Annotated in this window: 20 protein-coding genes; 1 reads left to right on the plus strand and 19 read right to left on the minus strand. The window is 42.2% G+C overall.

Going from position 1 to position 22,011, the window contains the following annotated elements; genetic code table 11:
• Window positions 1-46: 46 nt before the first annotated feature.
• From FNK51_RS02265 to FNK51_RS02325, 13 genes are all read right to left on the minus strand, one after another.
• Entirely contained in the window at window positions 47-1,096 is a 1,050-nt protein-coding gene (locus FNK51_RS02265; protein WP_141992314.1) for an L-threonylcarbamoyladenylate synthase, read from the minus strand.
• 289 nt (window positions 1,097-1,385) lie between these two features.
• Window positions 1,386-2,336, minus strand: coding sequence for a stage II sporulation protein R (gene spoIIR / locus FNK51_RS02270; protein WP_141992315.1), 951 nt, complete (start codon window positions 2,334-2,336; stop codon window positions 1,386-1,388).
• 152 nt (window positions 2,337-2,488) lie between these two features.
• Window positions 2,489-3,358, minus strand: coding sequence for a peptide chain release factor N(5)-glutamine methyltransferase (prmC, locus tag FNK51_RS02275; protein ID WP_286176915.1), 870 nt, complete (start codon window positions 3,356-3,358; stop codon window positions 2,489-2,491).
• Window positions 3,351-4,421: a peptide chain release factor 1 gene (prfA, locus tag FNK51_RS02280; protein WP_141992316.1), complete on the minus strand. Its 1,071-nt coding sequence runs from the start codon at window positions 4,419-4,421 to the stop codon at window positions 3,351-3,353. The genes prmC and prfA overlap by 8 nt, the downstream gene beginning before the upstream one ends.
• 161 nt (window positions 4,422-4,582) lie before the next feature.
• Window positions 4,583-5,038 (minus strand): hypothetical protein, encoded by a 456-nt coding sequence (locus FNK51_RS02285; protein WP_141992317.1) that lies wholly within the window; start codon window positions 5,036-5,038, stop codon window positions 4,583-4,585.
• A 200-nt stretch (window positions 5,039-5,238) separates the two neighbouring features.
• Entirely contained in the window at window positions 5,239-5,844 is a 606-nt protein-coding gene (locus tag FNK51_RS02290; protein WP_034315845.1) for a thymidine kinase, read from the minus strand.
• Between the two features lie 138 nt (window positions 5,845-5,982).
• A complete protein-coding gene (gene rpmE, locus FNK51_RS02295) occupies window positions 5,983-6,183 on the minus strand; it encodes a 50S ribosomal protein L31 (RefSeq protein WP_034315847.1) in 201 nt (66 codons plus the stop codon).
• 149 nt (window positions 6,184-6,332) lie between these two features.
• Entirely contained in the window at window positions 6,333-7,622 is a 1,290-nt protein-coding gene (gene rho, locus FNK51_RS02300) for a transcription termination factor Rho (protein WP_034315849.1), read from the minus strand.
• A gap of 318 nt (window positions 7,623-7,940) precedes the next feature.
• Window positions 7,941-8,903 (minus strand): class II fructose-bisphosphatase, encoded by a 963-nt coding sequence (gene glpX, locus FNK51_RS02305; protein WP_098370200.1) that lies wholly within the window; start codon window positions 8,901-8,903, stop codon window positions 7,941-7,943.
• 99 nt (window positions 8,904-9,002) lie between these two features.
• Window positions 9,003-10,286, minus strand: a complete 1,284-nt coding sequence (locus FNK51_RS02310; protein WP_098370201.1) for a UDP-N-acetylglucosamine 1-carboxyvinyltransferase — start codon at window positions 10,284-10,286, stop codon at window positions 9,003-9,005.
• 208 nt (window positions 10,287-10,494) lie between these two features.
• Window positions 10,495-11,145 (minus strand): fructose-6-phosphate aldolase, encoded by a 651-nt coding sequence (fsa, locus tag FNK51_RS02315; RefSeq protein ID WP_098370202.1) that lies wholly within the window; start codon window positions 11,143-11,145, stop codon window positions 10,495-10,497.
• A 188-nt stretch (window positions 11,146-11,333) separates the two neighbouring features.
• Window positions 11,334-12,191 carry a class II fructose-bisphosphate aldolase gene (locus FNK51_RS02320; protein WP_098370203.1) on the minus strand — a complete coding sequence of 286 codons (858 nt, stop codon included), beginning with the start codon at window positions 12,189-12,191 and terminating at the stop codon, window positions 11,334-11,336.
• Between the two features lie 248 nt (window positions 12,192-12,439).
• Complete coding sequence (locus FNK51_RS02325) at window positions 12,440-12,811, minus strand: response regulator (RefSeq protein WP_034315860.1); 372 nt, start codon at window positions 12,809-12,811, stop codon at window positions 12,440-12,442.
• 314 nt (window positions 12,812-13,125) lie between these two features.
• On the opposite strand from FNK51_RS02325, the gene FNK51_RS02330 reads away from it, so the two are divergent.
• Window positions 13,126-13,656, plus strand: coding sequence for a DUF2529 domain-containing protein (locus FNK51_RS02330; RefSeq protein WP_098370204.1), 531 nt, complete (start codon window positions 13,126-13,128; stop codon window positions 13,654-13,656).
• A gap of 48 nt (window positions 13,657-13,704) precedes the next feature.
• Here FNK51_RS02330 and FNK51_RS02335 read toward each other — a convergent pair whose 3' ends face one another.
• The 6 genes from FNK51_RS02335 to FNK51_RS02355 all read right to left on the minus strand — a co-directional run bounded on the left by FNK51_RS02335 (window position 13,705) and on the right by FNK51_RS02355 (window position 21,997).
• Window positions 13,705-15,312, minus strand: coding sequence for a CTP synthase (locus FNK51_RS02335; RefSeq protein WP_098370205.1), 1,608 nt, complete (start codon window positions 15,310-15,312; stop codon window positions 13,705-13,707).
• Between the two features lie 411 nt (window positions 15,313-15,723).
• Window positions 15,724-16,305: a DNA-directed RNA polymerase subunit delta gene (gene rpoE, locus FNK51_RS02340; RefSeq protein WP_098370206.1), complete on the minus strand. Its 582-nt coding sequence runs from the start codon at window positions 16,303-16,305 to the stop codon at window positions 15,724-15,726.
• Between the two features lie 212 nt (window positions 16,306-16,517).
• Window positions 16,518-16,679 carry a hypothetical protein gene (locus FNK51_RS26340; RefSeq protein ID WP_155726484.1) on the minus strand — a complete coding sequence of 54 codons (162 nt, stop codon included), beginning with the start codon at window positions 16,677-16,679 and terminating at the stop codon, window positions 16,518-16,520.
• A 137-nt stretch (window positions 16,680-16,816) separates the two neighbouring features.
• Window positions 16,817-20,083, minus strand: coding sequence for a fused isobutyryl-CoA mutase/GTPase IcmF (icmF, locus tag FNK51_RS02345; RefSeq protein WP_141992318.1), 3,267 nt, complete (start codon window positions 20,081-20,083; stop codon window positions 16,817-16,819).
• 30 nt (window positions 20,084-20,113) lie between these two features.
• Window positions 20,114-20,746, minus strand: a complete 633-nt coding sequence (locus FNK51_RS02350) for a TetR/AcrR family transcriptional regulator (RefSeq protein WP_098370208.1) — start codon at window positions 20,744-20,746, stop codon at window positions 20,114-20,116.
• A gap of 111 nt (window positions 20,747-20,857) precedes the next feature.
• Window positions 20,858-21,997, minus strand: a complete 1,140-nt coding sequence (locus tag FNK51_RS02355; protein WP_141992319.1) for an acyl-CoA dehydrogenase — start codon at window positions 21,995-21,997, stop codon at window positions 20,858-20,860.
• Between the last annotated feature and the right edge of the window lie 14 nt (window positions 21,998-22,011).

Consider the following 22,011-nt stretch of genomic DNA (forward strand, 5'->3'; position numbering starts at 1 on the left):
ATGTTATGCATGTCCGAAAAGAAATAGAAGGATAAATCAGTCCTTATTACACATGTTCCTTGATGATTTGATGGCCTGCAGCCTTCTCAAGCCGGTTCATGACCGCAGCTCCTATTCCATGGTCAGGAAACATTTCACTAAAAATGACATCGACCTCCAGATCGTCAAACTGTCTTAAAGCATCATATAAGCCTGTCGCAACAGTATGTAAATCCGCTAACGAACCTGGGACAACCACATAATCCGCCTTATAATCCTGTTGATGTTCATAAGCCGTTATGATGCCCACCTTTAACCCGTCAGTTCTTTTTTCATCCACAAGCTTCTGAAGGAAAGCTTGATTACCCTTGACTAAATATAGAGGGGCCTTCGGAGCATAGTGGGTATACTTCATGCCTGGGGCTTTTGGCGCCGTTTCCTGATTCTTCAATGCGACATCTTGCCTGACTTCCCCTATTACCGCTTCCAGCTGTTCCAGGGTCACCCCGCCTGGCCTTAAAATAACAGGTACTTCCACAGTGCAATCAAGTACTGTGGATTCTACGCCCACACCCGTAGTCCCGCCATCGACTATGCCTGCAATCCGGCCCATCAAGTCATCTTCAACATGTTTTGCTGACGTGGGGCTTGGTTTCCCGGAAGTATTTGCACTTGGAGCCGCAATGGGCAAATCACTTGCACGAATAAGGCCTAGGGCAACCTGATGATCTGGCATCCTTACAGCCACCGTGTCCAATCCAGCTGTCACAAGGTTTGATAGCTGGCCCGGTTTTCGTTTCATGATCAAAGTCAAAGGACCCGGCCAAAATTCTGCCATTAGCTTCCTGGCCTGTTCCGGAATCTCTTCTACAATACCTGACAACTGGTCATCGGAGGCTATGTGAACGATCAAAGGATTATCACTCGGACGCCCCTTCGCCTCAAACACTTTTTTGACTGCCTCATCATTTTTGGCATTCGCCCCCAGTCCATAAACGGTCTCTGTAGGAAAAGCAACCACTTGATTTGCCTTTAACAATTCAGCTGATTGTATAATCTGGGGATAACTTTGTAAATTATCCACATTTTTATCCACTGACCAAATTTTCGTTTTCATCTTGAACACCATCGCCTTTTAACGTTTCTTATTTTATATAATTGCTTTTATATGAACGATTCTCTCAAATTATTGTAATAAATTCACTTAAAGATACTTTGAAAGTATAAAAGAACTATACACATAATTCAAGTGTTATCCACAAATTGGGGATAACCACATCGAATCCGTGGATAAGTTTGTGGATATTAATGATTAATGACAGACTTTTTTGATTTTTTGTTAATAACCCTGTGGATATGTTTACAAAATTATCTGATTTTAAAAAAAGAGGGCATCTGCCCCCTTTTTAAAATAGATCATTGAAGATTTCTGCAAACAGAGACTTCACTTCCACCTCAGGCTCCTTTTCCCCTTCATATAATTGTTGACCTTGTTTATTGGATGCCGCAAGTTCAACCTGTTTTTCTTCAACATTCCCATCAATGGCTTCCTCCGTCACTTGTTCCTTATCTTTTGCTTCTGTCACTTCTTCCTTATCTTTTGCTTCTGTCACTTCTTCCTTTACTTCCGGCTCTGTAACCTCTTCTTTTACCGTTTCTTCCAGTACTTCTTTTACGCTCTCCTCCACTACCTCCTCTTCAACTACTTCCTCGGGCCCTTTTTCCTTATTAACCAGCACTTCTTCTTCAACTTCTTCCTCTGCACCCTCTTCATTTGTTGCAGCATACGCCTTCCCTTCCGAACTCAAGGATCCTTCACCCTCTTCCTCGACAATCGGACTTTGACTTACAGCCGTCCCATTTGAAAAATCCAGGAAACATAATGGGGGAAATAGAACACACCACCAATTTGCGCCTTCCCCCTCCCCAAGCGTGATAATCACCGCTTCATAATCCCCTGCCGGATATAAATACTGCCCGTAGAGTTTTGTCGGAAATTCCGCTTGTCCAAAATCGACTTTAACTGACTGCTCCATACCCTGTTCCTTTATAACTGCCTCAGCCGTCGCTTGGATATCCGGTAGATGCGAGGTGATCACATCCCTCGCTTCATCCAAAGAAGTAAGTTCTTGGACCCATTTTGTGATATCTTCATTTACCTCATCCCTAATCAGCCGTTTAACCGCTTGATCCTTTTCTGCATCACTATTAGCAAGTATCCGCAGACGAATCGCCTCATCCGGAATCACCTTCGTAGCTTCTGCACCGACCATCTCCGCTTTAGGCATATATATACTTACGATCGTTCCTATAGTTAAGATTAATAGATAAATAATGGCTAAATGTTTAGTTTTCATCGCCTTCGCCCCCTCACATGAATTAGTCTCACCATTTTCCAGCTATCTTAAACTAGTAAAAATAAAAAAAGTTGATTGCTGGAAATATAGATTCCAAAGGATAATGAGGGTGGTTTCCATAAAAAAATATCCGTCTCAAAAGGAGAGACGGATCAATTTAATACAGCGAAGACCATTCGATCTTTCTCATTAATATCATTTACAATGGATACTTCTGCGGCAGGAAAGGTTCGCTTCAATAAATCGGCAACCGCCTCACCCTGTCCAGTGCCCACTTCAAAACCGATCAGCCCAGGCACCTCCATGATCAGAGGTAACTGCTCCATAAAGCGGCGGTAAAAATCCAGCCCATCGATACCGGCAAATAATGCACGATGCGGTTCATGACCTGTCACGACTACTGACATGGATTCATGATCATCATCTGGTATATATGGGGGATTCGATAAAAGGACGTCCACCTTCTGATTTATGTTTATGAAAGGCAAAAGCAAATCACCTTGCATGAACTCCACTTCGGCACCAAGTGATTCGGCATTTTTCCGCGCCACCTCAAGCGATGGTTCCGCTATGTCCGTGGCCGTCACCAACAAGTTTGATTTTTCAAGTTTCATCGTTATGGCGATTGCGCCGCTGCCGGTCCCAATATCAGCTAAACGAAGCTTCTGTCCCTCCATAAAAATGGCCGGGATTTTACGTAAAGCATAATAAATCAATTCTTCTGTTTCAGGTCTCGGTATGAGCACTTCTTCATTCACAAAGAAGGTCCGTCCATAAAATTCTTCACTGCCGATTATATATTGGATGGGCGTTCCCTCAGCATGCAGCTCAATAGCGGCCTTAAATTGCCCAAAATCCGCTTCGCTAAGCTCATCATGAAGGTTGGCCAGCATTTGGGAGCGAGTTTGTTTTAAAAAGTGCTGTAACAGGATTTCCCCAGCATTGGCATCACGATCATTTTCCTTTAAAAAAGAAGAAGCCCATTTAAGGGCTTCAAACACTTTCACGGCAGAATTACTCATCTGCATTTTCCAGCCTTGAAGATTGGTCTTCCATGATTAATGCATCAACGACTTCATCCAGTTTACCTTCCATGATTTGATCCAATTTTTGAATCGTTAAACCAATACGGTGGTCGGTAACGCGGTTTTGCGGGAAGTTATAAGTGCGAATCCTTTCGGATCTATCGCCCGTTCCAACGGCAAGCTTCCTATTTTGATCATATTCCGCCTGTACTTCGCGATGGATTTTATCGTACACCCTGGCACGCAAAACCTTCATTGCTTTTTCTTTGTTCTTGATTTGTGATTTTTCATCTTGACAGGATACAACCGTATTAGTCGGAATATGAGTCAAGCGCACCGCTGACATTGTCGTATTGACACTTTGCCCTCCAGGACCGCTTGATGCAAAGGTATCGACACGAACATCCTTATCATGGATTTCAACTTCCACTTCCTCAGCTTCAGGTAACACGGCAACCGTGGCTGTTGATGTATGAATCCGTCCGCCTGATTCAGTTTCAGGTACCCGCTGAACGCGATGCGCTCCATTTTCGAACTTCAATTTTGAATAAGCACCATTGCCATTAATCATGAATATGATTTCCTTGTAGCCGCCAAGCCCTGTAGGACTTGCTTCAATGACTTCAGTCCGCCAACCCTGCACCTCGGCAAAACGGCTATACATTCGGTATAGACTACCTGCAAATAAAGCCGCCTCATCTCCGCCTGCCGCTCCGCGGATCTCCATGATCACGTTTTTATCATCGTTAGGATCCTTCGGAATAAGCAATATTTTCAGTTTATCCTCAAGGCCTTTTATGGTCTCATCAAGTTCATTGATCTCTTCTTTTACCATTTCACGCATATCCGCATCAAGTTTCTCCTCCAGCATCGCCTTCGCTTCCTGGAGTTGCTCACGAACCGCTTTATATTCTTTATAAGTCGATGCGGTCTCTTGAATGCTGGATTGCTCCTTAGAATATTCCCTTAGCTTCTTAGAGTCATTAATGATCTCCGGGTCACTTAATAGTTCATTCAATCTTTCATATCTATCTTCTACTGCTTGTAAACGATCAAACAAATTATTCACCTCATAAATTTTCCAAAAACATCTGAAACGATTTGGAAGTAATCCATCTTTTCTAACTATAAATAAGTAGCTCAGTGCCCCAGCTCAGTTCACTTCTAGGTTAATTATAGTATAGGTGAATAATCAACGTCAAAGAGGATTCAAAAATGTCGTTATTTCTTTAATTTGACATCTAAATTATATTGAGGCACAACCCTGTTTATCATACTTTGTATTCGCTGCATTTCCTCTTTTCTCTTTTTTTCCGTCTTGATTTGGCCTTTATCATGGACCGTAACATGTATGGTATTTCCATTAAACCAAACGGAGCCCGCCTCATAATTAGTTTCAGAATCAATGACTCCGCGGATTTCATCAATTTGCTGCCCCATGGATGGAGAATTATTGGATGTATGATGCGGTGTGTTGAGGAGCTGATCTGATGGCCGTTCCGTTTCATTGTCCCAATCTTTATTGGATACTTGATTTAAACCCTTGCCAACAAGATCCCTGCCATCACGGGATTGATCCCCATATTCCGAATCATTATTTATTGCATTGTCATTTTGGCCGCATGCCGTTAGTACAGCAAGCAGAAAGGCCGTCATAATAAGCAGTTTCGATTTCATATTTTTTCCCTCCATTTTGACTGGTTAAGAAGAACATTTCCCCGTTAGCCTGCCCAAAATGGGGCAATATTTATCTTCTATTTCCCTTCCATGTATTGGTCATGAACCTCAGCAGTTTTACCACCACTTATAATTATTCCCAACCATTTCTTCATAAAAAAAGCACCCTACGATCTCATTGGATCATAGGGCACCATCATTCAAATATGTTCTTTGATCCCAACAGCCTGCTTACCCGGAACTTCGTGATGATGGCGGCAGCGGGGCTCGTATGATTCCGATGCACCCACAAGGATGATCGGCTCATCATAGGAGGCCGGCTCCCCATCTATCAATCGCTGGGTCCTGCTGGCAGGTGATCCGCACACTTCACACACAGCCTGCAGCTTAGTCACCGATTCTGCAAGCGATAATAGAACAGGCATAGGACCGAATGGTTCACCTCTGAAATCTTGATCGAGTCCAGCCATGATCACTCGATAACCGCTGTCCGCAAGATGCTGGGCAACCCCGATAATTTCATGATCAAAAAATTGCACTTCATCTATTGCAATGATATCCAGGGGCTTGTCCAAATACTTAAAAATATCCGTTGAATGGGCAATCGGTTTTGCCATCACAGAAGAGCCATTATGTGATACGACAGCCTCTTCCGCATAGCGATTATCAATAGCTGGTTTAAATACAGCTATTTGCTCTTTAGCAAATTGAGCACGGCTGACTCGTTTAATCAATTCCTCAGATTTACCTGAAAACATGCTTCCGCAAATTAGCTCGATCCAGCCTGTTTGTTTCATTACATACATGGAAACAGCTACTCCCTTCCACCTGTCGATCCCTTGGCCATAATTGAAGTCGACCCGGCTTTATAAAAATTCTTACTTGTTTATGGAAAAGAAAAAACAGGCAAGAAAAATACTTGCCTGTTTTTTAAAAAGTCCGGCTTATTTAATACCGTATTTTTTGTTGAAACGATCAACACGTCCGCCAGCTTCAGCGAATTTTTGACGACCAGTATAGAATGGATGGCACTCTGAACAAGTCTCAACTTTGATCTCTTCTTTAACTGAACCAGTTTCAAAAGTGTTTCCGCAAGAGCAAATTACTTTTGAAAGCTTATAATTTGGATGAATTCCAGTTTTCATTCTTTTCAGCTCCTTATGCCCTGAATCATTCGAAACAGAGTTATATACTTCAAGTTGAGGGAAAAGCACCCTCACATTTATTGTAAAAACACATGAACTCATTATAACAACTTAAGACTAGTTGTGCAACTGTTTGTTTCTTACAGGGTTTAAGAACGTTTTACGCTCGCTGGCCCCTTTTTCATTTCTGACATCTCTTCATCCAGCTTACTGAAAAATTCTTCATTACCTTTTGTCTGTTTTAGACGGCGAAGGAATTTCTCCGAGAAATCAGGTGAATCTGACATCGTTTTCCTAATGGCCCATAGTTTATCCAGGCGATCTTTAGGAATTAACAATTCTTCTTTACGAGTGCCTGAGCGACGAATATCGATAGCCGGGAAGATGCGTCTTTCGGCAAGGGCACGATCTAAATGCAGCTCCATATTGCCCGTACCTTTAAATTCTTCATAAATGACATCGTCCATTCTTGAACCCGTATCTACCAATGCTGTAGCAAGGATCGTCAGGCTGCCGCCTTCCTCGATATTCCTCGCCGCACCGAAAAAGCGTTTTGGACGGTGGAATGCAGCAGGGTCAATACCCCCTGATAGTGTACGCCCGCTCGGCGGAATGACAAGGTTGTAAGCACGGGCAAGTCGAGTGATGCTGTCCATTAAAATGATGACATCCCGTTTATGCTCCACAAGGCGCATGGCTCGTTCTAACACCAGCTCAGCCACCTTGATATGGTTTTCCGGCACTTCATCGAAAGTTGAACTTACCACGTCTCCTGCGACTGAACGTTCAATGTCTGTCACTTCTTCCGGGCGTTCATCGATCAACAGTACAATCAATTCCGATTCGGGATGGTTTGTGGTTATCGCATTGGCAATTTCCTTGATGAGCATCGTTTTACCGGCTTTTGGCGGTGCGACTATCAGACCACGCTGCCCAAAACCGACCGGTGCCAGGACATCCATAATCCTGGTCGATAAGTTCTTCGGTGTCGTTTCCAGTTTAATTTGCCTGTTTGGATACAGCGGTGTTAAACCTGGAAAGTGGACACGCTCTTTAGCTGATTCCGGATTATCGCCATTGACTGCTTCAACATGCAGCAATCCATAATAGCGCTCGTTTTCTTTTGGAGGCCTTACCTTACCGGACACTTTATCTCCATTTCGCAAATCGAATCTGCGGATCTGTGAAGCAGAAATATAAATATCCTCCGAGCTTGGAGAATAATTAATTGGACGCAGGAAACCGAAGCCCTCTGAAGGTATGATCTCTAAAACGCCCTCCATGAATAGGAGACCATCCTGCTCAGCTTGTGCTTTCAGGATAGCGAAAATAAGTTCCTTTTTTGAAAGTTTGCTGTAATAGGAAACTTTATATTCACGCGCGTGCTCATATAGATCCTTTAGTTTCATGTTTTCTAAATTAGAAATAGTTAAATTCATTATGACACCACACTTTTATTAATTAAACGTTTTCACCCATACTGAAAAAGAAATGGTTTGTTAGATGGAAGAAAAACCGCAATCCATGTACCCGACCAGAGTTTTCTTAGAAAGGATGATACATTTTTACATGTAAAGAAGAAAATTATTTGAAGGCTTCTTGAAGTTTGGAGTGAAAGGGCAGATTTTAAATTATTAATAGTAGACCAAGCTTTATTTTACTTTTTTTATTTTAATTATTCAACTTAAATTTTTTTAAAGAGAAAGCGAGCGATGAAACCGCTCGCTTTTTAAAAGTGATTTTTCTAAAAAACGCTATCAGTCAATCAAACCATTCGGTTTAATCTTAAGACTGTGACGCCCATCAATGAATCGAACGGTACCAGATTTAGCACGCATGACCACGGATTGTGTTTCACCGTAATGCCCTTTAAATTGTACACCGCGTAAAAGTTCTCCATCAGTCACACCTGTTGCAGCAAAAATTGCGTCATCTCCGCGAACAAGGTCTTCCATTCTGAGGACTTTTCCTAAATTAAGGCCCATTTTTCCACAGCGTTCCACTTCTTCATCACTATGAGGAACGAGCTTACCCTGAATTTCCCCTCCAAGGCATTTCAAGGCAACGGCTGCAATAACTCCCTCTGGAGCCCCGCCAGATCCGAATAAGATATCAACACCGGTAAGATCAAAGGCCGTATTTATGGCTCCCGCTACATCTCCATCGTTGATCAACTTGATACGTGCCCCCGCCTCACGAAGTTCATGAATGATCTTCGAATGACGATCACGGTTCAATACTGTTGCAACCACGTCTTGGATATCTTTATTCTTTGCCTTGGCTACCGCTTTCAGGTTGTCCAATACGGAAGCATTGATATCAATCTGACCAACAGCCTCGGGTCCGACAGCTATTTTATCCATATACATATCCGGGGCATGCAGCAAGTTCCCCTTATCGGCTATCGCCAATACAGCCAATGCATTCCAGCCGCCAGATGCAACGATGTTCGTTCCTTCCAAAGGATCAACAGCAACATCCACTAGCGGCCCAAGACCAGTACCAAGTTTTTCGCCAATATAAAGCATTGGCGCTTCATCCATTTCCCCTTCACCGATTACAACCGTTCCTTGCATGGGAATAGTATTGAAAACATCCCGCATTGCAGTTGTTGCTGCATCATCTGCTTCGTCTTTCTTTCCTCTTCCCATCCAACGAGCTGAATTCAGTGCCGCCGCCTCTGTTACGCGGACAAGCTCCATCGATAAACTTCTTTCCATTTCCGGTTCCCCCTCATGTACACTAGCATGATTTATTTATATATTAGTATAACACATTATATCATATATAGTAACACAATGAGGTAACAAGAAAAGGGATCAGCTTTTAAGCTGCTCCACTTCTTCTTGCGTCATTTCTTCACGCCAAATCGTCGCTCCCAAACCCGAAAGTTTTTCAACAAGATGGCTATATCCGCGATCTATATGTTCAAGCCCGGTCACTTCCGTAATCCCTTCAGCCATTAATCCGGCAATTACAAGAGCCGCTCCGGCACGTAAATCGCTTGCCTTCACTTTTGCCCCATGAAGTTGGACAGGACCATCGACGACGCCTGCTCTGCCCTCGACTTTGATCTTCGCATTCATGCGTCGCAGTTCATCAATATGCTTAAATCGTGCCCCGTATATCGTATCGGTCACCATGCTAGAACCGCTTGCTTTTGTTAAAAGGGAAGTGAAAGGTTGCTGAAGATCTGTTGGGAATCCAGGGTAAACCAATGTCTTGATATCAACGGGTTTATATTTTTCTCCCGGTGAGACAAATATCTGGTCATCACCCGCTTCAATATTAATCCCCATTTCCCTTAATTTAGCAGTCAATGACTCCAAATGCTGGGGAATGACATTATCGATCAGAATCCCTTCACCAACAGCAGCGGCTAAAATCATGAAAGTACCGGCTTCAATCCGATCCGGTATGATCGTATGCTTGCACCCATGCAAACTTTCCACACCATCAATACGAATGATATCCGTTCCTGCACCCTTTATTTTCGCTCCCATATTGGTCAACAGTGTGGCAACATCAATGATTTCCGGTTCTTTCGCAGCATTTTCAATCACAGTGCGGCCTTTGGCCAAAACGGCGGCAAGCATGATGTTGATCGTTGCCCCAACACTAACGACATCCAAATATATGCGTGCTCCCCGAAGCTCGTCCGCCCTAAGGTAAATGGCTCCTTGTTCATTCGTCACTTGAGCGCCTAGTGCTTCGAACCCCTTAATATGCTGATCTATCGGACGGGGTCCTAAATGGCAGCCTCCAGGCAAGCCGATTACTGCCTTTTTGAATTTACCAAGCATTGCCCCCATCAAATAATAAGAGGCACGTAACTTCTTGACCCTTCCATTGGGAAGAGGCATTGAAATCATCCTGCTTGGGTTGACTGTCATTTCTCCTTCATCAAAGGATACCTCACCGCCAATTTCCTCCATTAACGCTTTCAGCATCTGTACATCCGAGATATCAGGCAGGCCTTCAATCGTTACGGGAGAGTCCGCTAAAATTGTTGCCGGAATAAGGGCAACCGCACTATTTTTTGCTCCGCTGACACGAATGCTTCCCTTTAAAGGATAGCCACCGGCAATTTTAAGTTTTTCCATAATAAACTCCCTTCCACGCTAAGCACTTAGAAGCTACTTTCAAAAGTAATATTTTACCACAGGAAAATTGCATAATCCGACAACATTTACTATCTAGTTCTTTAGTTTACACAAAAGTAGAAAATTCATGTAAAAAAAAGATAAAAATTTCTAATTTATGTTAATTTTGTTAAAAGGGTGCAATCTATAGCGACTTAGCGGCAAGGCATTATGCTTCAGTGCGTGAATTCCAATCATTCAAGAAAGCTTCAATCCCTTTATCCGTTAATGGGTGGTGGAATAATTGCAATAAAACTTTATAAGGTATCGTTGCAATATGTGCCCCTTTAAGAGCCGCTTCTGTAATATGCATCGGATGGCGGATGGAAGCTGCAATGATCTCAGCGTTGATATCATGGATCGCAAATATGTCAGCAATATCCGAAATTAAATCCAAACCATTTTGGCCGATGTCGTCCAAACGTCCTAAAAATGGCGATACATAAGTTGCTCCTGCCCTAGCTGCCAATAAAGCTTGGTTGGCACTGAAAATAAGCGTGACATTAGTTTTGACACCTTGTTTTGTAAGTGCTGAAACAGCCTTCAGGCCGTCTGGGGTCATTGGCACTTTAATCGTGATATTAGGTGCAATAGCAACGAGTTCCTTGGCTTCAGCCATCATTCCTTCAAAATCAAGCGCAATGACTTCAGCAGAAACGGATTCCTTAACAAGGCTTGTGATTTCTTTTAGCCGGTCATGGAAAGAAACGCCCTTTTCTCTTGCAACAAGGGATGGGTTAGTCGTAACACCTGCTAAAACGCCAAGTTCGTGCGCTTGTTTGATTTCTTCCATGTTTGCTGTATCTATAAAGAATTTCATAAAATATCCTCCGTATGTAATCGATTTTTTACTTCCCTATATGCCTCTGAATTCTAATTGTTCTAAAAATGGAGCCCGGATTCAGCCCTGCATCTAAAAGAAACCATTAGGGGGGAGCCCCCCAATGGGAATATTGCCTCTATCATCCTACATTTAAAGGGATGGAACCCTTATGTTACGTTTCTAAATTATGCTTTGCCGTTTGAACCGAATTCACGTATTTTGCCGATTACAGTTTCTTTAATCGCTTCACGGCCAGGTACCATGTATTTACGAGGGTCGTACACTTCGGAATCGTTATTCAAAATTTCACGAACCGCTTTTGTGAACACAATTTGATTTTCCGTATTCACATTGATTTTTGATGTTCCAAGAGAAATCGCTTTTTGGATATCTTTCGTAGGTATGCCTGTACCGCCATGAAGAACAAGAGGTTTGTTCGTTAAATCCCGTACTTCTTCCATTTCTTTATAGCCTAGGTTAGGTTCACCTTTGTATGGTCCGTGAACGGATCCCAAAGCTGGAGCAAAACAGTCGACATTCGTTTCTTTAACTAACTGTTCACATTCTTGAGGGTCTGCATATACGACTCCATCAGCGATTACATCATCTTCTTGTCCGCCAACCGTGCCCACTTCCGCTTCAACCGAAACATTCCGTGCGTGAGCGAATTCGACAACCTTCTTGGTTGTTTCGATATTTTCTTCGATCGGATGATGTGAAGCATCGATCATTACTGAAGTGAATCCGGCTTCGATAGCTTCCTTACATTTATCAAAACTTGAACCATGGTCAAGGTGAATCGCCACAGGAACAGTGATTTTCATGTCTTCCAACAATCCTTGAACCATCATGACAGTCGTTTTAAAACCACCCATATGACGGGCAGCACCTTCGGAAACTCCAAGGATGACTGGAGATTTTTCTTGTTCTGCAGCAGCTAAAATGGCTTGAGTCCATTCAAGGTTATTGATATTGAATTGACCTACTGCATATTTTTCATCAAGGGCTTTATTCAGCATATCTTTCATAGAAACTAAAGGCATTTGATTTCCTCCTACTAGTGGATGTTATGATTTTTAAAGTTAATTCTTTCTAGATATTCCCTAAAACCAAAGTAGCATACGCTTATAAATCAGAATATCTCTCCTCTTTTAGCATATCAATACATCAAAAAAACAGCAACAATTAGCACTATTCCATGCCTCAAATTTTATTCCAAAAAAACACGGCCCATCTAAAAAAAGATAGCCGCAGCAATTACCCCGTCAATAATATTAAATTTTCAAGACCGTTAACTTGATTGAATCGGTAAGTATTCTCGAACGGCCTTTCTAATATCATCAATATCAAACGGCTTTGCAAAGTGTGTCATTGCCCCTAAATCCTTTGCTTCCTGAATCATATCAAGTTCACCATATGCCGTCATGATTATGACCCGGATGTCCGGATCGACGACTTTCATCCTTTTCAAGATCTCAATGCCATCCATTCCCGGAATCTTCATATCCAGCAATACAAGATCAGGTGAATGATTATTTAGCACTTCCAAGGCTTGAATGCCATTAGCCGCTTGAAATGTTTCATACCCTTCTTTATGTAAAACCTCGTTCAATAAAATACGAATCCCGAATTGATCATCAACAATCAATATTTTCCCTGGCATTTTATCACCTCTCCGCTTCCCGATTCATCAATAAAATATATTAGCCTATTCGGCCATATTACCCGAAAAAGGGTAGTTACATAGATTGCGTTAAATCACTTTAGGTCCAACGCATTTATTCCTTCATGATTTCTATGTTCATATTCGATAATTGTAACAAAATTCCTGCTATATGGCTAAAAGGAATTTTATTTTTTTTGTTTTTTCGACCTATTTAGTAAATTCAGCCCTTTGGATCAAAAGCCCTGAAACCTGTCAATGCAAAGGAAAGTCCTTTATAATAAGTATATTATTTTTTAAAGGAGTCCCTGATCATGTTAAAAATTTTCTCGACACAGATAAGCGGTTTATTTAAAAAAATGATTGAAAATGAGGCCTTTGAAATGGAGGATGCCGGACGCTTGCTCGCTCAGGCTGCGGTTGGGGACGGTTCTGTGTTCATTCACGGTTTTGGTGAAATGCAGGGCGTCACTGCCGAGGCTTTGAATGGGGCAGAACCCTTTCCTAAGGCAAAAAGATATGAATCAGGAGAAACTTTTTCCAGAGAAGATCGATTTCTTATATTCAGCCGCCATTCGGACGATTCAGAGGCATTGATGCTGGCAAAACAACTCAAGGAAAAAGATATACCATTTGTTGCAGTTTCTACATCCGTCCCTTCTGAAGAAGATTCTCTTTTGGAGTTGGCTGACGTTCATATTGATTTACGTATCCAACGGGGATTGATTCCCGATGAAACTGGAAATCGATATGGGTACCCTACCCTCATTGCCGCTCTTTTCGCTTATTATGGGATTAAATTCACTCTTGAAGAAATCATAAAAGAATATGAAGATGAAGAATGATATCTTCATCCTAAACAAAAAAAACAGCCACATGGGCTGTTTTTTTTATTAAAGATTTTTACCGTACTTTAATGACATACCGACAAAGTCACGGAATAGCGGCTGCGGACGGTTTGGACGCGACGTGAATTCCGGATGGAATTGAGAAGCCACAAACCAAGGATGATCTTTTAGTTCAACGATTTCAACTAGACGACCATCTGGACTTGTACCGGAGAACACGAATCCTGCCTCTTCCATAGCTTGACGATAGTGGTTATTGAATTCATAACGGTGACGGTGACGTTCATAAACAACCTCGTCATTATATGCTTCGTATGCTTTAGTTCCTTCGATAAGCTTACATGGATACAGACCAAGACGCAGTGTTCCGCCCAAATCTTCTACATCCTTCTGCTCAGGAAGAAGATCGATGATTGGATCTGGAGTATCTTCCTTAATTTCTGCTGAATGTGCTTCTGGCAATCCCAGGACGTTGCGTGCATACTCAATGGACGCCAACTGCATGCCTAAGCAAATTCCGAAGAATGGTTTTTTTGTCGTGCGGGCAAATTCGGTCGCTGCAATTTTCCCTTCAATTCCACGATCTCCAAATCCGCCAGGGACAAGGATTCCATCTGCATCTTGAAGAAGTTCAGCAACATTTTCTTTAGTTACGTCTTCGGAATTCACCCAGTCGATTTCAACATCTGCATCAAATGCGTAACCAGCATGCTTAAGTGCTTCCACTACAGAAAGGTAAGCATCTTGCAATTCAACATATTTTCCGACTAAGGCGATTTTCGTTTTCTTCGATAAAGAAGTAACCTTTTTGACTAGTTCCTTCCAATCTTCCATATTCGCTTCGCCACAGTCCAATTGCAAGTGATCACAAACGATTTGGTCCATATTTTGTGCTTGAAGCGCAAGAGGAATGGAGTAAAGTGTATCCGCATCAAGACATTCGATAACAGAATTTTTATCGATATCGCAGAATAAAGCGATTTTATCCTTCATATCTTGTGAAATCGGGCTTTCTGTACGTGCAACGATGATATTTGGCTGAATGCCAAGACTGCGTAATTCTTTTACACTATGCTGTGTCGGTTTTGTTTTCATTTCACCAGCAGCTTTGATGTAAGGAACCAGTGTACAATGGATATACATAACATTATTGATGCCGATATCACTCTTGATTTGGCGAATCGCTTCAAGGAATGGAAGAGACTCGATATCCCCTACAGTACCGCCAATTTCAGTGATGACTATATCGGCATTCGTTTCATTACCTGAACGGAAAACGCGTTCTTTAATTTCATTCGTGATATGGGGAATGACTTGAACCGTTCCACCTAGATAATCGCCACGGCGTTCTTTCCTCAGGACGGTTGAATAAATTCTGCCTGTAGTCACATTGCTGTGTTTTCCAAGGTTGATATCAATGAAACGCTCATAGTGCCCTAAATCCAAATCCGTTTCAGCACCATCATCCGTTACAAACACTTCACCATGTTGATATGGACTCATCGTACCAGGATCCAAGTTGATATAAGGGTCAAACTTCTGGATCGTAACATTCAATCCCCTATTTTTTAATAATCTACCTAAAGAAGCGGCCGTTATCCCTTTTCCCAAGGAAGAAACTACTCCACCTGTCACAAAAATATATTTTGTCATCTTATATCCTCCTATAGAATGTTTTCTTCCAATTCTGTTCTTCACATCATTAAATCGGAACCTGAATCGAATCTTCCGCCACATGAGCGGTTAAAAGCTAAAAACCGTAAACCAGTACAAACCATTAATCACTTAAAGGTCTTTAGTGAGAGTCATGCAGGATACATGAACAAGAATAAATTTCCTTAAATGACGTAAACATAAATATGTTCTCTATAGTTTTTACAATTCTACGAGAAATCATTTTTAAAAATAAAAAAATGATGTCATTTATTCATTCCATCATTAAAAACAAAAACGCTCCGCTTACAATAAAAGTAAGGGAGCGATATAATTTAATCATTGTGTCCTTTTTTAAGGAGCCCAAAAATGATTCTACAAATTTCGCCTCAAAAAGTCAAGGGCGATTATTTATTTCTCATCCTCTTCATTCAAGTCATCTTCGTCTTCATCTTCGTCCTCATCATCTTCAAGGACAAATGCATCATCTTCGATTATTTCTTCTTCCAGATCGTCGTCATCATCCACGTCATCATCCAAAAGCACTTCGTCGATGACTGGAGAACCTAGAATATCATCATCGTCGTCATCTTCATCCTCGTCCAGATCATCGATATCTTCTTCAAAGTCAAGGTCTTCGTCTTCAAGTTCATCGAAATCGTCGATAACGACAGCTGCCTTTTTGGCTTTCTTTTTCTTTTTAGGTTTTACAACATGTACGACTTCTTCTTCGATTTGGTCAACCGGGTACCATGTTTTTAATCCCCAGCGGTTGTCTCCAAGTGAAGTGAAACGGCCATCCACATTTAAATCCGTATAGAATTGTGCAATTTTCTTTTCCACTTCCGCTTTAGATAAATGGTGCAGCGAAGCTAATTCACTTATTAAGTCTTTAAATGGAATCGGTTCATTTCTTTCCACTAACAAATCATATGCCATCTCTATTAAGGACATTTCCAACAATTGCTCTTTTGAGTATTGTTTTAAACTCAAATTCCGCACTTCCCTTCTCTATTCAAACACTGAATTCCGTGTTTTTTCACATAAAAAAATAATCTAAAACAGTAGTTCGATAAAATAACGACAATTCCTGCTAGACATATACTCCATTATAAACAATCTAAATGGGTTTATGCTAGTTCTATATGATACTTTCACACATTTACCTTATTGTCTATCATTCACAGGAAACCAAAAGGTAAATATCATTCCTTTTTCTTTTTGGATTTCTGACGATATGCTGCCGTAAAAAAGACAACCGTCAGGATAAAAAAAGAAATGGCACCCAATTGATGCTCATACAGCTCAAATAAAAAAATGATGGCAAGAATGTAACCTATGATTAATCCAATCATTTTCAGGTTCATTTTCTCAACTCCAATAGGGCTGATTCTTCATTTTTGCCCCTTTTCCAAATAATTATAAGGTAAAATCCTCATTTTGTTAAAAAAGAGGGGAATTATTAAAAAAAGAGGCCCCTAAACGTTCGGAGCCCCTTCTTGGTTTACATATTCCTTCGATATTGACCTCCTACATCATATAGCGCCCTCGTTATCTGCCCCAGACTGGCCACTCTCACACAGTTCATGAGTTCGGCAAAGATATTTTCCCCATTCATGGCTGCCAATTTCAGTTTAGTTAGCGCCTCATCCGTGAACTCTTTATTTCTTTCCTGGAATGCCCGGAGATTCATGATTTGCCCTTCCTTTTCTTCCTTCGTTGCACGGGCAATTTCCATGCTGTTCACCGCTTCTTCGGAAGGAGGATTAGGATTCAAATACGTATTGACACCAATGATCGGCAATTCTCCCGTATGCTTTTTCATTTCGTAATGCATCGATTCATCCTGGATTTTCCCGCGCTGATACTGCGTCTCCATTGCACCCAGGACACCGCCTCGATCGTTGATGCGATCGAATTCTTGCAGTACGGCCTCTTCAACCAGATCCGTCAATTCCTCTACGATGAAGGCACCTTGCATCGGGTTTTCATTTTTTGAGAGACCATGCTCCTTTGTAATGATCATTTGTATGGCCATTGCCCGGCGCACGGATTCTTCGGTAGGCGTCGTGATGGCTTCATCGTACGCATTAGTATGCAGGGAGTTACAGTTGTCCTGCAGTGCCATTAAAGCCTGAAGCGTCGTTCTGATATCATTAAAATCAATTTCTTGCGCATGAAGGGAGCGCCCAGAAGTCTGTATATGGTATTTGAGCTTCTGGCTACGGTCATTCGCACCATATTTATCCCGCATGACAGTCGCCCAAATCCTTCTTGCCACCCTCCCGATAACCGTATATTCCGGGTCGAGCCCATTTGAGAAGAAGAACGACAAATTCGGAGCAAAGTCATCAATATTCATTCCGCGACTTAAATAATATTCGATGTAAGTAAAGCCATTCGCTAATGTAAAAGCCAGCTGCGAAATGGGATTGGCACCCGCTTCTGCAATGTGATAGCCGGAAATGGATACAGAGTAGTAGTTCCTGACTTTGCGATCGATGAAATATGCTTGAATGTCCCCCATTAACCTTAAAGCAAACTCCGTAGAGAAGATGCATGTATTCTGGCCTTGGTCCTCTTTCAGAATATCCGCTTGAACAGTTCCGCGTACCGTTTGAAGGGTATAAGCCTGCACTTCTTCAGCTTCGGCATCAGTAAGGGGACGGCCTAACTCTTCTTCTTTCCGTTGAATCTGCTGATCGACTGCAGTATTCATATACATGGCCAAAATGATTGGTGCCGGTCCATTGATGGTCATGGAAACAGATGTTGAGGGGTGGCAAAGGTCAAAGCCTGCATACAGCTTTTTCATGTCATCCAACGTACAGATGCTGACTCCGCTTTCCCCTACCTTTCCATAGATATCAGGCCGGTGATCAGGGTCCTCACCATATAAAGTTACAGAATCGAAAGCCGTACTAAGCCGTTTAGCAGTATCATCCTTTGACAAATAATGAAAACGCCTGTTGGTTCGGTCGGGCGATCCTTCACCAGCAAATTGCCGCTTCGGGTCTTCCCCTTCACGCTTGAATGGAAAGACTCCAGCTGTGTAAGGAAAGAAGCCCGGAACGTTTTCACGGAATACCCATCCTAAGATCTCACCATAATCCACATATTTAGGCAGTGATACTCTCGGAATCATTAAACCTGATAAACTTTTGGTTTTCAGCTTTGTGACGATTTCTTTATCCCTGACTTTCGTTACAAACTGCTCCCCTGCATACTTTTCTTTTAAATCCATCCATCCAGAAAGGATTTTTTTAGATTCAGGTGATAAATTCAAAGCGGTTTCCTTTTTCAGTTTTTCTAAAGAAGCCACCATATCGTCGTTGTTATCATTTTCCTTAATTGCATCAATTGCTCCTTCAAGCTGGAAAAGCCTCCGGGCAATACGTACTTGTTCAGCCGCACGCTTATGATACGATCTGACCGTATCACTGATTTCACGTAAATAATACCGACGGTCAGTAGGAATGATGACATTTTGCTTGTAAACATCCGCTTCTTTCGAAAAGGCCGTACTCCAAACCGTCCCTGATTTTTCATTAAGCTTTTCAATCAGTGCAGCGAATAATGCATTGGTGCCTGGGTCATTGAATTGGGAAGCGATCGTACCGTATACTGGCATTTCTGATGGATCTTGATCAAAAAGTGTACGGCTTCTTTGGTATTGCTTTTGAACTTGGTTTTTTGCATCCTCGGAGCCTTTGCGCTCGTATTTGTTAATGACTATCAAGTCTGCATAATCAATCATATCGATTTTTTCAAGTTGCGAAGGAGCACCGAATTCACTCGTCATTACATACATGGATACATCGCATATTTCGGCAATTTCTGCATCTCCCTGACCAATTCCGCTCGTTTCAACGATGATTAAATCAAAGCCAGCTGCCTTCACGACTGAAATGGCATCTTTTATCGCCAAAGACAACTCACTTTTTGAATGGCGCGTGGCTAGGCTCCTCATATAAACACGCTCTGAAAAGATCGAGTTCATTCTGATCCTGTCACCAAGCAGGGCACCGCCCGTTTTCTGTTTGGTCGGGTCTACAGATAGAATGGCGACTCTCTCGTCTGGAATTTCGTTAATGAACCTTCGTATCAATTCATCAGTCAATGAACTTTTTCCAGCGCCGCCAGTCCCTGTAATTCCTAGAACGGGAACCTTCTTTTCGGAAGTCTTGATCTGCTCAAAAAGACTCTCCACCGCTGCCGCTGATTCCTGTGAAACATCGAGTCTATTTTCGGCAAAGGTAATAAATTGGGCAATGGCATTTGTTCCCCCGGCAATCAATTCATTAAAACGTTCTTGTAAAGATGGTTTGACTGTCGAGAAATCACACTCCTCCATCAATACGTTTATCATTCCTTGAAGCCCATATTCCCGCCCTTCATCAGGCGAAAAGATACGGGCAATCCCATAATCATGCAGTTCTTTAATTTCCCTTGGGATGATGACCCCGCCGCCGCCGGCAAAAATCCGAATGTGCTCGGCTCCCTTTTCCTTCAGCAGATCATACATATATTTAAAATATTCCACATGTCCTCCTTGGTAAGATGACATGGCTATGCCTTGAACATCTTCCTGGATGGCCGCATTCACGATCTCTTCTACCGAACGATTATGACCTAGGTGAATAACTTCTGCCCCGCTGGACTGAAGGATTCTCCTCATTATATTGATGGATGCGTCATGTCCATCAAATAAACTCGAAGCTGTGACGAATCTAATATGGTTCTTCGGTTTATACACCTCAACTGTACTCATATAGCTCCTCCTTATTGAAACTTATTTATATCAGTGCTTTTTGGAACCCGATACATTTTGAATCAATAATTGCGTCTGCAGTTCAACATACTCTTGAAGCGTATACTGTTTATGCAAAGCCCATCTTCTAAAACTCCACATCTGTCCCTGAACGAAAATGTTATGTGAAACAAGGCTTATTTGTTTTTCCGTTAACGAGAGCTCCCCATTCTCGACACATTTCGTTATCACTTTTTCGAACATGCCAACCATCCGAATTTCTTTGTTCAGAACATATGGTAAAGCATCTTTCGTCAGGGCCTTCACTTCCTGATACATGACCAACACTTCGTCCTGCATATCATCCATCACTTTATAAAAATAGGCGATCGTCAGCTTCAAACTTTCAAGTGTCCCATCACTCTGTTCTATTTCTTTCTGAAGCTTTTCCTGGACTTCATCATAGATAAAGTCACAAACGAGATATAATATATCTTCCTTGGTTCGGATATACTCGTATAACGTGCCAATACTAAAGCCTGCAGCTTTGGCAATTTCCCTGGTAGTCGTACGGTGAAATCCCTTTTCCTTAAAAAGGGTAACCGCACCTTTAATCATTTGTGTACGCCTTTTTTCAACCAGCCGCTCATCCTTTACAGATGCAAGAACCTCTCTTTTTTCCATTTCCAAACCCCTTTTGAAAGCCCATTATTCAATTATCAAAGACATTCTGAAGAAATTGAAAAGGGAATTCCGGTAAAGGCAGTGCCTCATCGGAAAACCTCAGTTTCAACCTTATTTAGTAACCATTCGTGAGATGACCAGTTTTTGAATTTCCTGTGTACCTTCGTAAATCTGGGTTATTTTCGCATCGCGCATATACCGCTCCACTGGATAATCCTTTGTATATCCATAACCCCCGAAAACTTGCACGGCCTCCGTCGTCACTTTCATTGCTGTATCCCCAGCAAAAAGTTTGGACATCGCCGACTCTTTTCCATAAGGAAGGCCCACTGATTCCAACCACGCAGCCTGATAGGTTAATAGCCTTGAAGCCTCAACACCCGTTGCCATATCCGCCAATTTAAAACCGATTCCTTGCTGTGCAGAAATTGGCTTGCCGAATTGGACGCGCTCTTTTGCATAACCAACCGCGGCATCCAAAGCACCTTGGGCTATGCCTACAGCCTGGGCTGCAATTCCATTACGGCCGCCATCAAGCGTCATCATCGCAATTTTAAAGCCTTCTCCTTCTTTTCCAAGGAGATTTTCTTTAGGCACCCGGCACTCATCAAAGATGATTTCCGTGGTCGGTGATGAACGGATTCCAAGCTTCTTCTCTTTTTTACCAACACTGAAGCCCGGGAAGTCCTTTTCAATGATAAAAGCACTCGTTCCTTTTTGTTTCGATTCAGGGTCCGTCAATGCAAAGACGACATATGTATCCGCAATCCCGCCGTTCGTAATGAAGATTTTTGAACCGCTGATAACATATTCATCACCTACAAGCTTTGCAGTCGTTCTCATCCCGCCTGCGTCTGAGCCTGAGCTAGGTTCAGTCAGTCCGTATGCACCGATTTTTTCACCCTGTGCCATCGGGCGAAGGTATTTTTGTTTTTGTTCTTCAGACCCAAATTTATATATTGGCCATCCTGCGAGCGAAGTATGGGCTGATAAAGTCACCCCAGTGGATGCGCAAACGCGGGAAAGTTCCTCAATCGCTATGCAATATGCTAAGTAATCACTGCCAATTCCGCCGTATTCCTCAGGCCACGGAATCCCAGTCAATCCAAGCTCAGCCATTTTATCGAAGATCTCACGGTCAAATTGTTCTTCTTCATCCCTCTCGGCAGCAGTCGGAGCCACCTCATTCTGGGCAAAGTCGCGCACCATTTTCCTGATCATTTCATGTTCTTCCGTTAGTTTAAATTGCATGAATATGCCCTCCA

Source organism: Bacillus sp. B4EP4a, assembly GCF_006680105.1.
In the GTDB taxonomy this organism is placed as follows: domain Bacteria; phylum Bacillota; class Bacilli; order Bacillales; family DSM-1321; genus Peribacillus; species Peribacillus simplex_E.